This window comes from Roseibium sp. AWQ4_254, assembly GCF_056161025.1.
Window position 1 is genome coordinate 170,302 of sequence record NZ_JBSWYH010000007.1, and the last position, 15,270, is coordinate 185,571.

General features: G+C 59.4%; 17 protein-coding genes. 3 read left to right on the top strand and 14 right to left on the bottom strand.

The window, feature by feature from the left end; all coding sequences use genetic code 11:
• Positions 1-15: 15 nt before the first annotated feature.
• The 7 genes from der to ACXAIC_RS07495 all read right to left on the bottom strand — a co-directional run bounded on the left by der (position 16) and on the right by ACXAIC_RS07495 (position 6,755).
• Positions 16-1,443, bottom strand: a complete 1,428-nt coding sequence (der, locus tag ACXAIC_RS07465; RefSeq protein ID WP_475175278.1) for a ribosome biogenesis GTPase Der — start codon at positions 1,441-1,443, stop codon at positions 16-18.
• Between the two features lie 52 nt (positions 1,444-1,495).
• Entirely contained in the window at positions 1,496-2,848 is a 1,353-nt protein-coding gene (locus ACXAIC_RS07470) for an outer membrane protein assembly factor BamB family protein (RefSeq protein ID WP_475175280.1), read from the bottom strand.
• A complete protein-coding gene (locus ACXAIC_RS07475; RefSeq protein ID WP_475175282.1) occupies positions 2,845-3,528 on the bottom strand; it encodes a tetratricopeptide repeat protein in 684 nt (227 codons plus the stop codon). The genes ACXAIC_RS07470 and ACXAIC_RS07475 overlap by 4 nt, the downstream gene beginning before the upstream one ends.
• 214 nt (positions 3,529-3,742) lie before the next feature.
• Complete coding sequence (locus tag ACXAIC_RS07480) at positions 3,743-4,324, bottom strand: NnrU family protein (RefSeq protein ID WP_475175284.1); 582 nt, start codon at positions 4,322-4,324, stop codon at positions 3,743-3,745.
• A gap of 317 nt (positions 4,325-4,641) precedes the next feature.
• Positions 4,642-5,040: a Fur family transcriptional regulator gene (locus ACXAIC_RS07485; protein WP_475175339.1), complete on the bottom strand. Its 399-nt coding sequence runs from the start codon at positions 5,038-5,040 to the stop codon at positions 4,642-4,644.
• Between the two features lie 67 nt (positions 5,041-5,107).
• Positions 5,108-5,926 carry a metal ABC transporter permease gene (locus ACXAIC_RS07490; protein WP_475175286.1) on the bottom strand — a complete coding sequence of 273 codons (819 nt, stop codon included), beginning with the start codon at positions 5,924-5,926 and terminating at the stop codon, positions 5,108-5,110.
• A complete protein-coding gene (locus tag ACXAIC_RS07495; RefSeq protein ID WP_475175288.1) occupies positions 5,916-6,755 on the bottom strand; it encodes an ATP-binding cassette domain-containing protein in 840 nt (279 codons plus the stop codon). Before ACXAIC_RS07495 ends, ACXAIC_RS07490 begins: the two co-directional genes overlap by 11 nt.
• 191 nt (positions 6,756-6,946) lie before the next feature.
• Between ACXAIC_RS07495 and ACXAIC_RS07500 the strand changes: the two genes are divergently transcribed.
• Positions 6,947-8,341 carry a mannose-1-phosphate guanylyltransferase/mannose-6-phosphate isomerase gene (locus tag ACXAIC_RS07500; RefSeq protein WP_475175291.1) on the top strand — a complete coding sequence of 465 codons (1,395 nt, stop codon included), beginning with the start codon at positions 6,947-6,949 and terminating at the stop codon, positions 8,339-8,341.
• A 101-nt stretch (positions 8,342-8,442) separates the two neighbouring features.
• Positions 8,443-9,648, top strand: a complete 1,206-nt coding sequence (gene pcaF, locus ACXAIC_RS07505; protein WP_475175293.1) for a 3-oxoadipyl-CoA thiolase — start codon at positions 8,443-8,445, stop codon at positions 9,646-9,648.
• Between the two features lie 125 nt (positions 9,649-9,773).
• Here pcaF and ACXAIC_RS07510 read toward each other — a convergent pair whose 3' ends face one another.
• The 7 genes from ACXAIC_RS07510 to ACXAIC_RS07540 all read right to left on the bottom strand — a co-directional run bounded on the left by ACXAIC_RS07510 (position 9,774) and on the right by ACXAIC_RS07540 (position 14,383).
• The gene (locus tag ACXAIC_RS07510; protein WP_475175295.1) at positions 9,774-10,142 is read right to left on the bottom strand and encodes a hypothetical protein; all 369 of its coding nucleotides are present in this window, start codon (positions 10,140-10,142) and stop codon (positions 9,774-9,776) included.
• A 450-nt stretch (positions 10,143-10,592) separates the two neighbouring features.
• The gene (locus tag ACXAIC_RS07515) at positions 10,593-10,976 is read right to left on the bottom strand and encodes a winged helix-turn-helix domain-containing protein (RefSeq protein WP_475175297.1); all 384 of its coding nucleotides are present in this window, start codon (positions 10,974-10,976) and stop codon (positions 10,593-10,595) included.
• Positions 10,977-11,109: 133 nt separating this feature from the next.
• Complete coding sequence (locus tag ACXAIC_RS07520) at positions 11,110-11,532, bottom strand: hypothetical protein (protein WP_475175299.1); 423 nt, start codon at positions 11,530-11,532, stop codon at positions 11,110-11,112.
• A 171-nt stretch (positions 11,533-11,703) separates the two neighbouring features.
• The gene (locus ACXAIC_RS07525) at positions 11,704-12,021 is read right to left on the bottom strand and encodes a hypothetical protein (protein WP_475175301.1); all 318 of its coding nucleotides are present in this window, start codon (positions 12,019-12,021) and stop codon (positions 11,704-11,706) included.
• Between the two features lie 351 nt (positions 12,022-12,372).
• The gene (locus ACXAIC_RS07530) at positions 12,373-12,792 is read right to left on the bottom strand and encodes a hypothetical protein (RefSeq protein WP_475175303.1); all 420 of its coding nucleotides are present in this window, start codon (positions 12,790-12,792) and stop codon (positions 12,373-12,375) included.
• Positions 12,755-13,666, bottom strand: a complete 912-nt coding sequence (puuE, locus tag ACXAIC_RS07535) for an allantoinase PuuE (protein ID WP_475175306.1) — start codon at positions 13,664-13,666, stop codon at positions 12,755-12,757. The genes ACXAIC_RS07530 and puuE overlap by 38 nt, the downstream gene beginning before the upstream one ends.
• 345 nt (positions 13,667-14,011) lie before the next feature.
• Positions 14,012-14,383 (bottom strand): hypothetical protein, encoded by a 372-nt coding sequence (locus ACXAIC_RS07540; RefSeq protein WP_475175308.1) that lies wholly within the window; start codon positions 14,381-14,383, stop codon positions 14,012-14,014.
• Between the two features lie 329 nt (positions 14,384-14,712).
• On the opposite strand from ACXAIC_RS07540, the gene ACXAIC_RS07545 reads away from it, so the two are divergent.
• The gene (locus ACXAIC_RS07545) at positions 14,713-15,264 is read left to right on the top strand and encodes a helix-turn-helix transcriptional regulator (protein WP_475175311.1); all 552 of its coding nucleotides are present in this window, start codon (positions 14,713-14,715) and stop codon (positions 15,262-15,264) included.
• Positions 15,265-15,270 lie beyond the last annotated feature (6 nt).

Here is a 15,270-nt window from a genome sequence, read left to right on the forward strand (position 1 = left end):
CGGACAGGATCGGGGCTACTGGATCTTTCGTTTTTTCCGGGGGGCGTAAGGATTGTCCCCCTTCCGATAGGCAAGTCGGATCGGGGTTCCCTGGATATCGAATGACTCGCGCATGGAATTGACCAGATAGCGCGTATAGCTTTCCGGCAATTGCTCCGGACGGGAACAGAAGACGATAAAATGCGGCGGCCGCGTCTTGGGCTGGGTCATGTAGCGCAGACGCACCCGGCGTCCGGCCACGGCGGGAGGCGGATGGTTGGCGGTGACCCGGTCCAGCCAGCGGTTCAGTTTGGCGGTCGACACGCGCGCATTCCAGGCCTCATAAGCCTTGAAGACGCTTTCTACCAGCCGGTCGATGCCCTGCCCCTGAATGCCGGACAAGGTGGCGATCTGAACGCCCCGAATCTGGTTGAAATAGCGCTCATTGGCGTCGCGGATCTTTTTCCAGGCCGCTTCCCGGTCCTCGATCAGATCCCATTTGTTGATGGCAATCACCAGGGCCCGGCCCTCACGGGCAACCAGATCGATGATCTGCAGATCCTGCTTTTCAAACGACATGGTCGCGTCCAGCGTGACCACAACGACTTCGGCGAACTTGATCGCCCGAAGGGCATCGGCTACCGACAGCTTTTCCAGCTTTTCCTGAACCCGGGCCTTCTTGCGGATACCTGCCGTATCAAACAGCTTGATATGACGGTCCCGCCAGATCCAGTCGACGGAGATGGAATCTCGTGTGATACCCGCTTCCGGACCGGTCAGCATCCGGTCCTCGCCCAGCATCTTGTTGATGAGCGTGGACTTGCCCGCATTCGGGCGCCCGACAATGGCAACCCTCAAGGGCCGTTCCCGGGAGCCTGCAGGATCTTCCTCGTCCACGATCTCGCCATCCTCGTCGACATCGACATTGGTGATGGCTTCCTCGCGCCGAGCGTCTTCCTCTTCCGTCACCCGGTCCACATGGGGCTTGAGCGCGTCATAAAGATCGGCAAGCCCTTCGCCATGCTCGGCGGAAATGGCGATCGGATCGCCCAGGCCAAGAGCGTAGGCTTCGTAAAGCCCGCTTTCCCCTGCCCGGCCTTCCGCCTTGTTGGCAAGCAGGATCACCGGACGGGTGGTCTTGCGTGCCACTTCGGCAAAATGGGCATCGAGTGGTGTCACGCCAGCGCGGGCATCGATCAGAAAAAGAACCGCGTCCGCATTGTCGATAGCTTCTTCGGTCTGGCGGCGCATACGGCCTTCCAAAGAGGCTCTGTCGGCCTCTTCCAGCCCGGCCGTATCGACAATGGTAAACCTCAGATCGCCCAGACGGGCTTCGCCCGGGCGCCGGTCACGGGTCACGCCGGGTGTGTCATCCACAAGCGCCAGCCGCTTGCCGACCAGACGATTGAACAAGGTGGACTTGCCGACATTCGGCCGTCCGATAATGGCGACAGTTGCGCCCACAGCAATTTCTCCTGACAGACGGGCCCTTTTCACAAGGGCTCCGCCCGGATCTCTAATTAAACGCGGCTACGCCGTCCTTGCCGGTCAGTACCACGACACGGCCGCCAGCGGCAATCGGTGTCACATAGACATCCTGATTGGTGCGCTGGGTGGTCATGATATTCCCGCTTGCCGCGTCTACAATGGCCAGCTGGCCATCGCTGGAAAAGGCCACCAAAGCCCCATTGGCCAGGATCGGTCCTGCCCAGTTGCGGCGCTTTTTCTTCTTTTCCGGCCGCGGCAGCGACGTCGCCCACAGGGTTTCGCCGTTTTTAAGGTCCAGGGCAACCATGCGATCGTCCAGATCCACCATAAACAGGCTGCTGCCGGAGACCACAGGCGTATGCACGCTGCCCAGATCCTGTTCCCAGCGCCGCTGGCCGGTGCGGACATCAACGGCAACCGTGCGCCCGGCGACGCCTGTTGCATAAACCGTGTTGCCACTGACGACTGGGCTCGCCGACACATCCGCCAGACCGGACAGGGCCAGGGTGCGGAAACCGCGGGAGACACTGTCGATCCAATCCGCCTCACCGGATTTCATGTTGATGGCCATGATCTCACCGGAGGAGAACGGGACAATCACCCGGTTGCCGGAAATCGCCGGATTGGCGGCTGACAGCAACCCGGCGGTCTCATCCACCCCCGCATAGGTCCAAGTGAGCGAGCCGTCGGTCTGTGAGATGGCATAGACTTCGTTGGACTGGGACACGACAAACACCTGGCCGCCCCCGGCGACTGGTGCACCGCGCGGCGGTGTGTCCAGATCGGCGGTCCAAAGAACCTGACCGGAGCCCGCATTTAGCGCGACAAGCTGACGGTAGCCGGTTGCCGCATAAACCACATTGCCCGCAACGGTCACGCCGCCGCCAGGACCGATATCCCGCTCGCCTTCCGGACGCAGGTTCTGGGTCCAGACCCGTCCGCCCGCCGTTGAAAGGGCAACGACTTCGCCATTGGGCTTATAGATGAAGATCTTGCTGCCATCGCTGACCGGCCGGGAAGAAATTCGCAGGGCCGAAGAGGTCAACCCGCCTCCTGAGGCACCAACACTTGCCCGCCAGGACGTGGTTCCGGAGACTGAAACCGCCAAATTGCCCGGATCATTGGTGAGGCCGCCGCCACCAGTCGTCCAGCTCTGCCCGCCGGTTGCGGAGCCGATCTTTGCGGTCTTGCCCAGAGCGCGGGCGGCCGGATCGGCGCCGTCAAAGACCGGCGCCCGTTCACCGGTCAGTGTTTTCTCCCGGGAGAAGGGATTGACGGATTCGCTGAATTCACTGACCGATCCGCAGCCGGTGAGCGCCAGGGAAACCGCAAAAAGACCAAGCAGTGCACCTCTGCGCGTGGAACCTGACCCAAAAATCACTGATTGCTTCCTTCACCATCCGCCGCTGCGCCGCCATTGGCTGCGCGGATTACATCGTTCAAAATCGAAATCCGCCGGCTCACTTCCACCGGGGTTTCCTGATCCTCTTCCAGAGCCGTAATCCAGCTTTGCGCGGTTTTGATATCGCCATTCTTCCAGGCACTCAGAGCCAGAAGCTCCCGTGCGGCCGCCCGGAAGGGAGACGTGTCGCCGGTCAGTCTTTCCACCCGGTCGGCAACGCCCGGATAGTCTTGCGTGTCCACGGCCAGATAACCCGCGCGCAGGGCCGCCATGTCACGCAGCGCCTGCATCAGGCTGCCGTCGTTGGACAAGGCGTCAAATGCGGCAAGGGCCTGGGTTGCTTCGCCCGAGCTGGCCAGATCAGTCGCAGCACGGAACCGCGCCAGGGCCGGATAGCCACCGACCGAGCTTTCCAGCTCTTTGTAAATGGCTGCCGCATCCTGATAGTTCTTGGCTTCGGAAAGCTCCACTGCATCAAAGAACCTGTCACCGGAGGCTTCCGACTGGGTCTCCTGCCAATAGAGAAAGCCCCGGTAGCCGGCTGTCCCCACCACGATCAAAACCGCAAAGCCGATAATCCAAAGACCGAACCGGTTCCAAAGCCGACGGTATTTCTCCTGGCGGATATCCTCATCGACTTCACGAAAAATGTCAGACATGCGTGTCTTGTTCCTGCAGTTACCTTGCCGGCGCGCCGTAAAACCGGGCCACCATCCCTTTATGAGTGGCGCACATTATCCATTTGATCCGCCTCGGGCAATTCCCTGACCGGGCTTTAATCCGCCCTTCGTGGCGCAAGTGGGGCAATCGGCCAGATTTTGAGGCATGCGGCGGCGCTTTTTCGAAGGTTTCCGCCGCTTGCCTCCCCTTTTGTCAAACGACCGGCACGCCAATCAGAAGCGGGTGCAGCTTCCAGGCAAACAGGCCATAGAGCGCGAGGCCGGTGAGAATCACCACGATGTCGGAGAATTTTCCCGGTTCACCGGCCGCAAAGGGAAGCTGGCCTGCCCCCGGCCCGCGGCGTTTGATGGAAATGCGGGCAAGAACCGCCCAGGCCAGGAATCCACCAAAAAGCAGCACCGAGGCAAGATCGCCATTGGCCAGAAGATGGGACAGCGCCCAGAGCTTGATTGCAACCAGCATTGGGTGCTTAAGGGCTCTCTTGATCCGGCAGGGCACATAAGCGGCCACCAAAAAAATGAACACGGGCACCATCAGCAGCATGGTGACATGCCGCAACCAGACCGGCGGATCATAGAGCAGGACCGGACCTTCAAACCGGGCCAGGCCATACCCGTAAATTGTGAGGCCCAAACCTATGGCCGAGGCAACGGAAAACAGCCCCTTGTAGCCGTTTTCACCCAGCTTTGCGGCAAGACTTGCGCGCAGCCTTGGAAAAGCCGGCACCAGGTGAATTCCCAAAAACAAAACCAATCCGGCAATCAGCACAGCCATGCTGCTCTCCCTCATGCATCCGGGCTCCGGTTCCGGCGCGCCCGGCCTCTCGTCTTACGGTCCACAGTTTGCAAACCGCATCAAAATGCGTCCCGGCAGCTCCCCCCACACTGGACCTCCACGGCCTTCAAGGACCTTGAACCGGGAAGGGTCAGAGCTGCCCTGTACTATCTATGCTCTTGGATGGGATATGTGACAACTGTTCAGGGGATGGCCAAGCAGCTTCAAGTCCGCTTCGGCAGGTTTATAGCGAAGTAACGCAGCGTTTCCGAATGAGCGTCTGCCTCAAACGGCGCGCGTTTTTTGCCGCAGGTGGTTCAGTTCGCCTTGGCGAGACACTCCCGGCATGTGCCCCGCAATTCGATCGTGGAGCGGGACAGGCGGAACCCTTCCGCCTCGGTCCAGTCCTTCAAGGCCAGAACGGCCGCATCCGGCGAAAACTCGCGCACACTGCCGCACTGATCGCAAATCGCAAAAGCGGCGGTTCCATGGGCCGCGCAGCCCTTGTGATCGCAGGCGACAAAGGCGTTGAGGCTCTCCAGCCGGTGCACCATGCCGTATTCAACCAGCTTTTCGAGGGCCCGGTAGACCTGAAGCGGCGCCCGGAAGCCGTCTTCGCGCAAAAGGTCCAAAATGGCATAGGCCGTCAATGGCCCCTCGGCCCGCGAAAGAGAGCCGAACACCAGAGCCTGATTCTTGGTCAATTCGGGATGCATATGCGCGCTCAAAGATGCTCTCCTGCTGTCTTGGCCCCAAGGATCTTTTGGAAAGGCCAGGACATGATCAACGCCCGGACCCTGATCTCATCCTTCTCACAAGTATGCCCCCCGGGACAAGACTGATCATGAACAGAGCCAGGGCCACCACAACAATGGAGGGACCGGAGGGGGTATCATAGGCCAGCGAGGCATAGAGCCCGCCGATCACTGAAGCGCCGCCAAGCACCGCCGCCAGACCGGCCATCTGCTCCGGCGACGAGGACAGGCGCCGTGCGGCGGCCGCCGGTATGATCAAAAGGGCCGTGATCAGCAGCGCCCCGACAATTTTCAACGAGATGGCGATCACCACTGCCGTCAGCAGCATGAAGACAAGCTCCACGGCGTCCGGATCCAGGCCTTCACCGGCCGCCAGATCCGCGTTGACGGTGGCGGCAAATAGCCGCTGCCAGATACCGACCAGAACCACCAGCACCAAAGCCCCGCCCCCATAGATCATGGCAATGTCCTGCCGGGTAACCGATAGAATGTCACCAAACAGCAGCCCCAGGAGGTCCACGCGCACCCAGGTCATGAACGCAAGGCAGACCAGACCGAGTGCCAGGGCAGAATGGGACAAGAGCCCGAGCAGGGCATCGGAGGACAGCGTGTCGCTACGGCGCAAAGTGACCAGCAGAAGCGCCAGCACGACGGAGGTCGCCCCAACTGCCAGGGTCGTGTTCAGGTCAAATAGCAGGGACAGGGCCACACCGAGCAAGGCGGCATGGGACAGCGTATCGCCGAAATAGGCCATGCGCCGCCAGACGACAAAGCAGCCGAGTGGCCCCGCCACAACGGCAACCCCAACTCCGGCAATGAGCGACCGGGTAAAAAAGTCATCCAGCATGGCTGGCCGCCCCTTGCCCGGTTGCGGGCCCTTCGTCCTGCAGATGGTCTCCGCCCGGGCAGTCTGGGCACAGGCTGCCATCGGCATGGCGCACCGTTCCGTCCGGCAAATGCACATGGTCGTGGTGATGCTTGTAGACCGCCAGCCCTGCCCCGGCCCGGGCTCCGAAAAGCGCCTGATAGCTTTCGTCCTGGCTGACATCCGACGGCGTGCCCCGGCAGCAGACGTGGCCATTCAGGCAGATCACCTGATCTGCGGCGGCCATGACCACATGCAGGTCGTGGGAAATCATCAGGATGCCGCAGCGGAGGCGATCGCGGATTTCGGAAATCAGATCGTAAATCGCAATCTCGCCAGCATAGTCCACCCCCTGCACTGGCTCGTCCAGCACCAGAAGGTCCGGCTGGCGGGCAATGGCCCGGGCCAGCATAACGCGCTGCAATTCACCGCCCGAAAGCGTGCGGACTTGCGCGTCGACAAGATGGCCTGCCCCGGTTTGGTCCAACGCGCAGTGGCAGGCTTCGCTGGAAAGCCGGTTGGTCAGCCGCATGAACCGGCGCACCGTCAGCGGCAAGGTCCAGTCAATGGCCAGTTTCTGTGGCACATAGCCGACTTTCAGACCGCTCTTGCGGCGGCTGCGGCCTTCGGTCGGCTTCAGAATGCCGAGGGTCATTTTGGCCGTGGTCGATTTGCCGGAGCCATTCGGGCCGATCAGGGTCACGATTTCGCCGGGAGATACAGTCAGATCCACACCGCGCACCAGCCAGTCGCCGCTTCTGCGCACGCCCGCCCCGTCGAGCTGCACCAGCCGGTTGTTTTCCAGTCCCATACCGTAAACCTTATTCCGCTCCGGGGGATACCGCTCCCGGACGTCAAGTTTGCGTTACATTATAACGCTCCATACCGTCAAGTGCCGCTCCCTCACGGCATGGGTGGCGGAAACCGGGTGAGATGGTATGAAGGCGCTCAGGCGAGCCGTCAGACGGCAAACGGACAACTTGACAGTTCCAGGACAAGACCATGATTTTTCCCTGTATTCTCTCCGGCGGTGTCGGCACGCGGCTGTGGCCGCTGTCCCGGAAAGACAGGCCCAAACAATTCCTGCCCCTGTTTGACGGCGAAAGCCTGTTTCAAAAGACCTGCCGGCGCGTGGCCCGTCCCGGCTTTGCGGCCCCAATCGTGATTGGCAGCAACGCCCACCGGTTCCAGATGGGCGAACAGGTCTCCGAACTCGGCATCAAACCCAATACGATCCTATTGGAACCAGTGGGCCGCAACACGGCCGCCCCAGCGCTGATGGCGGCCCTGATTGCAGCTGAACAGGATCCGGACGCGCTTGTGCTGCTGCTGCCATCCGATCACCTGATCCGCAAGGAGGACGTGTTTCTTTCTGCCGTTCATCAAGCTGAAGACGCGGCCCGCTCCGGGGCAATTGTCACTTTCGGCATCAAGCCAGACGAACCGAACACCGGATACGGCTATATCAAGGTCGCACCGGGCAAAGCGCCCGTGCGGGCCGTTGAATCCTTTGTCGAAAAGCCGGATCTCGAGCGGGCCAAAGCCTTTCTGGAAGATGGCAGTTATGTATGGAATGCCGGGATTTTTCTGTACGCCGCCAACACCATGATCGAGGCTTTCAAAGGCCTGCAGCCGTCCTTGTATGACGCTGTCTGCGCGGCCATGGAAACGCGCCATGGGGATCTGGACTTCACCCGGCTCGACCAGGCCCGGTTTGAGGCGATCCAGAACATTTCCATTGACTATGCCATCATGGAAAACGCCAGCACCGTGGTCTGCGCGCCGATGGCCCCGGACTGGGACGATCTGGGCTCCTGGTCGGCCATCTGGAACGTGCTTGAGAAGGATGCCGACGGCAATACCGGTCTGGGGGACACCCGGTTTCTGTCAAGCCGGGATTGTCTAGCCTATTCCCAGAAAAGCCTGGTGTCGGTGATCGGCCTGGAAGATGTGATGGTCATCGCCACCGGTGACAGCGTTCTGGTGGCCCACAAGAACAACGCCCAGGACGTGAAAACCGTGGTTGAGCAATTGAAGGCGGAAGGGCGCGACGAGATCGTACGGCACCCGCGCGCCTACAAGCCCTGGGGCTACACGGAGCGGATCAATTCAGGCGACAGATTCGCGGTCCAGTCCATGCTGATCAAACCGGGCAAGGGCCTCAGCCTGCAAAGTCATCTCCATCGCGCCGAACATTGGGTGGTGGTGTCAGGCACCGTCGAAGTCACGATTGACGGAAAAACCCGCCTCCTGACGGAAAACCAGTCTGCCTATGTGCCGCTTGGCTCCCAGCACACATTGCACAACCGGGGCAAAATCCCGGTCCGTATGATCGAAGTGCAATCAGGAACCTATCTGGCGGAGGATGATATTCAACGCCACGGGGACGAGGACTGAGGCGCCCACATCCTGACCTTTGAACGGTCTTGCGCCGGGCTCCAAAAGTCTTCAAGCTCCGGCCACATCTTTCAGTTTGCTGCCAGTTCCGGATACACCCCATGCATCACGTCTTCCTCTGCGACTATATCCGCACTCCCATTGGCCGCTATGGCGGGGCGTTGTCCGGGGTGCGGGCGGATGACCTGGGGGCCATTCCGATTGAAGCCCTGATGGAGCGGAACCTGGATGTGGACTGGTCCCATCTGGAGGACGTCTTTTATGGCTGCGCCAATCAGGCGGGAGAAGACAACCGCAATGTCGCACGTATGTCGGCCCTGCTTGCCGGGCTTCCCGATACGGTGCCTGGCCTGACGCTCAACCGCCTGTGCGGCTCGGGCATGGATGCGGTGATGACGGCCGCGCGGGCAATCAAGGCAGGCGAAATGGATCTGGCCATTGCCGGTGGCGTGGAGAGCATGTCCCGGGCACCGCTGGTCATGCCCAAGGCGGAGACGGCCTTTTCCAGAAAAGCAGAGCTCTATGACACCACCATCGGCTGGCGCTTCGTCAACCCGCTGCTGGAACGCCAGTATGGCATCGATTCCATGCCGGAAACCGCAGAGAACGTCGCAGAAGCCTTTTCCATTTCCCGGGCAGACCAGGATGCCTTTGCTCTGCGCAGCCAGCTGCGGGCTGTCGCGGCCCAGGAGAATGGCCGCCTGGCGCGGGAAATCGTCCCGGTGACGATCCCACAGCGCAAGGGGGACCCGATACTCGTCAGCAAGGACGAACACCCGCGCGCCGGCACAACGCTGGAGGCGCTTTCCGCCCTGAAAACGCCGTTCCGGCACCAGGGCACGGTGACCGCAGGCAATGCGTCGGGGGTCAATGACGGTGCCGCAGCTCTCTTGCTGGCTTCAGAAACCGCCATTGAGACATACAATCTGAAGCCCATCGCCCGCATTCTGGGTGGCGCGACCGCTGGCGTGCCGCCGCGCGTCATGGGACTGGGGCCAGCCCCTGCGACACGCAAGCTCTGCGCCCGTCTCGGCCTTGCCCCGGCCGAATTTGATGTCATCGAGTTGAACGAGGCTTTTGCAGCTCAAGCCCTTGCCGTCCTGCGTGATCTGGGGCTTCCCGAAGACAGCGACGCCATCAACCCCAATGGCGGCGCAATCGCCCTTGGCCACCCGCTCGGGATGTCCGGCGCGCGGATCACCGGCACAGCGGCCCTGGAGCTATCCCGCCGGAGCGGCAAACTGGCGCTTGCAACCATGTGCATTGGCGTCGGCCAGGGCATCGCTCTGGCACTTGCCGCGATCTAGAGCATCGTTCAAGAGGTTTCAAACTGTTTTGTCATTTGCGTTGAAATCTCTGATTTCAGGCAGCGAAAGACAAATCCGACGAACCATGAAAGCTATAGCGCAGACCGCGTCTGGCCGGATTTGCTTCACAGTCTCGCGGTTCTAGGGCTGGACGGCCCTGCCTTTTCAGGAACCACAGGCCGCACTGATCCTGCCCGTTTGGAGATTTTTTTGTTCACCTCCCCCAGCCGGTCCGCCAATTGCTCAAAGAGCAGCGTCGGCAACCGCACGACAACGACGGCCACAGCGGCCGCGTCGTCCATGGCGCTGGCAATGGGGAAATTCCTGATTTCCTGATACGATCTGCTGGTGGCCTGCTGCAACTCGGCCGCATCTTCAACCATGTAGCGAACGATCTCCGCAGCCCGGTCCGGGCCGCTGGCGACCCAAACGGCAGATCCGAGAGAAACAATCGAAAAAACAAATACATACAAATTCTGGGTCAAAAGGCGCATTGCAACTCCACCACGAATTAACACTTAATTAACCTCAGCCAAGTCGTAGATTGCCGTGGTGGAAGCCGCAAGTTGGATCGTTCAGTTTTAAGTTGTATTTTAGCCAGTAAGGTTAACCCGTAACCTCTTCCAATGCGTTTCAGACCCGTACGGCAACCGGATAGCTGCCTCAGCCCCACGACAACTGGAAAAATTTTTTGGAAGATACTCTTAGCTTCTTTCAGCAGGAAGGCGGACGCGAACCAAAAACTTTCTCTTAGGGAATATATCAAGGCAACCCGGGACGCAGGTCACGCGGTTACCGCGTTGGTGGGCCAAGCGGAGAGCAACCCATGCCTGTATCGCAAAAGGGACAAGGCAGGCGGCGTGCAACCTGCCTTGTCCCGTCTTTAGACGTTCTGAGCGCGTCTGTGGGCCTTCAGATGCTGCATGCCGCAGCAAGCCCGTGGCTTAGCCGACGAGGGTCTGGCTCGCCCGGATCAGATCCTTGGTCGCATCGTCCAGGCGGTAGCCCATCCCGACAAGCCAGCTGATCTCGACGCCGTGCGGCTTCAGCTTCTTGCGAAGCAGACAGATATGCACCCGCACGTTTTCCAGTTCCGGTCCGCCATCGTCCCGGTCCGCATAAAGATATGCGTGGATCTGCTCGCGGCTCGCATAGCTGCGCTTTAGAAGAAAGCGCAGGATACGGGTCTGAATGCGGGTCAGGTCCCAGTCTGGCGGAAACATGATCTGCTGGTCCGCAACAAGGCGCTCCAACTCAGCGATCCGCGCGTTCTTCTCTTCCAGTTGTTCGCGCAGATGAACAACCTCATAGTCCAGAGCAAGGCTCATATTTCAGCCTCCCGCTCTTGAGGAGCCCAGGAAACGGCCGGGAATACGCCCTGCTCCCTTCCCTGGAATTCAAAGGGGAAAGACCCAAACGAACCTTGTCCGCTGATCTTCCAAGTCTGCCGCTTTCTTAGTGTCATTGAACTTCGTTCTCTTTTGGCCGCAACGAACGGCAAATTGACGAACTACGAAATTTGCCGGCACAGATGCCACGGGTTTTGATCTTGTTGTCTTTGAGAAACGCTGTTTCATCCATTCTGGACAACTTTTTGGCAGTTGCCGCTCCACGGAACGGCACATGCCCTTCTTTTGAGGCGCCACTGATAATCATGCAGCGCCCAACAGAACCGGCTGCCTCTACGAAGGACTTTTTCTTGGTCAGACCACTCGGCCCAACGCTGCGAACCGGAGGTTTTTTCCGCCTGATGCCTGCCTTCGGCACCCACAGTATTCTTTCGAAGCCGAGGCGAATCGAAAGGTGCTTTGGTTCGCGACCTCTGACGAAAGGTCTATAAGCGGATACGGTAAAAGCCGCATCCTGAGCAGTTGAGAGATCCACAGTCTATTTGCCCGACGTTCAACTGGTTCCACGCGCCCCCGAAACTCCGGAAACGCATTCGAGAAACCCGGACGAACCAACTCACCGCCCGGCGTTACTCCCCCACCGACAACAGAACCCGTCAGCGTTGCTGTCCTTCCCTAAAAGTTAAGAAAATCTTTCTTGAATGTGTCATTTTTGTCCCGCACGTTTGACTGCCGCATAGCGGTCAACGGCCGTTCCTGAACGGATAAGAACAGTAGGAACGATGGCGTTCGTACCGGCAAGCAAGCCGCGCGAGACAGGGCTGAAGACGTTGCAAACCAGCGCTTCGCCGCGCTCTAACTCCCTTAAACGCCTCGGTTTTCCGGGCCGTTCGCAGCTGTGCACCCCGTTAAGTACGTTGCCTGCTTTCAGGGATATTTCAATCTTAAGGTTAAATTTAACAAACTGTTTACTTCCCAAAGGGAATGTTGTTTTTCTAACCCTGTTGCGAGCAGAAATTTTCAATGCCCCGCGAGCTGCCCGGGAAACGGCTCGCGGGGTAATTTTATTGAAACCGGTCTCCTGCCAGGCGCAGCTCCTGACACATGGTCTTCCAATGCGCCCCATTTGCCTTTTTCAACGGCACCCTCCAGGCTCCCCCCGAACATGGCCGCATACAAGGCTATCTGACCGAAGAATGGCTCCGGCATTGTCCACAGGCGCCAGTCTTCATCAAGGTTCCGGCGCTGCCTTGGACCCTGCTGACGGCGCGCGTTTGCTGAGGGCTCGCGTTTGCTGAGGGCACCCGTTACTTGAGAGTATAGGTCGCTGGCCCGCGCCGGCCCTCGATTGTGACTGTGCCATCTCCATTCATGGTCAGTTTCTGGCATTCAGAGCCCTTGAACCGTTCCGGCTCCTTGATCGTCCGGCACCACTTGCCGTTTTTGATTTTCCAGGTTCCTGAAAATTTTGGCTGAGGTTCTTGCCGACTTTCCCGGTAAACGTCCCGTTCGGGTTGATGGTCATGTCGACGCCGCTCCCGGTAAGTTGCTTACCGGCAAATGCAGCGGCAATTGATGTGTCGTCGGCCATGGCGCCGGTCGTCAACGCAACACACAGGGCGGCAACTGAAAAGGCATGCTTGATCATATGAAATCCCAATCCCGTCTGAAAAATTAAAATAGGACTGAAATAGCAACCAGACTTAATTTCGGTGTGACACCACTGGTCATTTTCCCTTCCAGAGTATCCTGCCTTTTCAGACCCGGCCGTGATGCGCGTGCCAATGCCAGGCAATATCGATCCGGCGGGCGATCCACACATCTTCGTGGCCTGCGGCATAGTCCAGGAACCTGGCCAGGGCCGCTGTGCGGCCGGGACGGCCCGCAAGGCGGCAATGAAGGCCGACATTGAGCATCTTGGGCGCCCCGCGCAGGCCCTCCTGATAGAGCGTGTCGAACGCATCCTTCAGATAGGTGAAAAACTGGTCGCCCGAATTGAACCCCTGCGCGGAGGCAAAGCGCATGTCGTTCGTATCGAGCGTATAGGGAATAACCAGATGATCGCCCTGCGGACTGTCAACCCAATAAGGCAGATCATCCGCGTAGCTGTCGGAGTCATAGAGGAACCCGCCCTCTTCCTGAATGAGCTGACGGGTGTGTATGGAGCAGCGCCCGGTATACCAGCCGAGCGGGCGGGCCCCGGTCACCTCCTCATGGATTCGGATCGCCTCGCGGATCTGGCGGCGCTCTTCGGCCGCGTCCATGTCCCGGTGTTCAATCCATCTCAAGCCGTGGGACGCGATTTCCCAGTCCGCTTCCTTCATGGCGGCGACGGCTTCGCGGTTGCGCATCAGGGCAGTTGCCACACCAAAGACAGTCACCGGCAAGGACCGCTCGATGAACAGACGCCACATCCGCCAAAACCCGGCCCGTGACCCGTATTCATAAAGGGATTCCATGTTCAAGTGGCGCTGGCCCGGCCAGGGCTCTGCGCCGACAATCTCCGAAAGATACGCCTCGGACGCCGGATCGCCATGGAGAATGTTGTTTTCACCGCCCTCTTCATAGTTGAGGACGAATTGAAGGGCGAGTTTCGCCCCTCCGGGCCACTGCGGATCGGGCGGTGTACGCCCGTATCCGGTCATGTCACGCGGATAGGTCTCTGTCATCATCAGTCCCCAAGAGTCGCCCCGTTACACAGTGCTCCCATCCTGTGCTGCAACGCAAGAGCCTCCAGCGTCAGAGCTTGAGAAACCTAGATTTTACCGGATTGCGTCTTGGCAGCTCCAGTCTATGCCTGCGCACAACAGCCAATGGGGGGCCATGAGACCAGGGAATGCTGACATGAGACTGACCTCTGCAGGTCTTTTGATGCTGCTGGCCGCCGCGATGACGCTTTTGTCCGGCATTGGATCCACACCGCTGACGGCTGCCTGGGCCAAATCGGAGTACACGGGGGCAGACCTACAACTCACACGGGATCAGGGCCTGAGGCAACGCAGGAAAAGGAACGGTCAGCCACGTCTACGAGTTTGGTTTGGCCGGGAAACTGCCACAACGCGCACGGGCTGCAGCCTGACATCAGCACCAAAACCGGAGCGCTTTCCTGAGGCACCGCCGCCCCTCTCCCTCTCTCCCAGCAGCATCACGGCAGATCCCATCACGACAGAGCCAAGCGTGATGATAAGACCCACTGCCAGCATGACCACAGGCACAACCGGATTTTCGGCTGTTAAGACCAGAACCCGCAAATTGCCGATGTTGGACCAGAAGATTGCCCCCAGCACCAACAGTGCAATGACCACACCGGCTGCGCCGTTTATGGCCAGAAGACGCAGCAGCGGCTCCTGCAACACACGCCTGACCGCCTTATTTTCAACCGCCATGTGGCCCTCCACAACATTGCTAACCCGATCGTGAGAAGCCTAGTCTTCTTTTTGAAGTCAGCAACCTGTCAAAACAAACAAATTGGGAAAAGTCTGACCTTTCCGCACGCCCCGTCCGAAACGTCACTTTTTTTTGCGCTGCACGCTTGTTTTATTTCTGAGCGATATATATTAGGCTGATATATCGAAATTGAATACGCAATAGGACATTTTGTCAGGGGCAGCTTCCACAAGAGTGAGTTGTGGTTGCAAGGGCATGACTTTTCCCTTTCCCGCCTGATCTTGTATGGAGACCATCGCCGTATGATCTTGCCCCTGCGGAGAACCCCATGAGCGTGCGCAGCCTGTGCCTGGCAATCCTGTCTTTTGGAGACGCCACCGGATACGAGATCCGCAAGGAATCCACCGATGGCCGGTTCAGCTATTTTGAGGATGCCAGTTTCGGGTCGATCTATCCGGCGCTTGCCCGGCTTGAATCGGAAGGTCTTGTGACGGTGCGCGAAGAGCCCCAGGCTGGAAAACCGGCCCGCAAGGTCTATTCCATCACCGCGGCTGGACGGGAAGAACTGGTCCGGTTCCTGTGCGAACCCCAGGCGCCCGACACTTTCCGCTCACCCTTTTTGCTGATTGCTCTTAATGCGGACAAATTGCCGCCGGAGGTCATCCGCCGGGCATTGGAGCGCCAGAAAGCTCAGGTCCGGCAGGAACTGCAGTTGCTGACAGAAACCAATCAGGAATGCAGCCATACCGGATCCAACTGGACCCGCAGCTATGGCATCGGCTGCATGAATTTCACCCTCGCCTATCTCGATGAGCATGGCGATGCCTTGATCAAGATTGCTGAAGACGCGGCCAAAGCTCTTTCCGATGCCGCAGAGTAAGCCAAA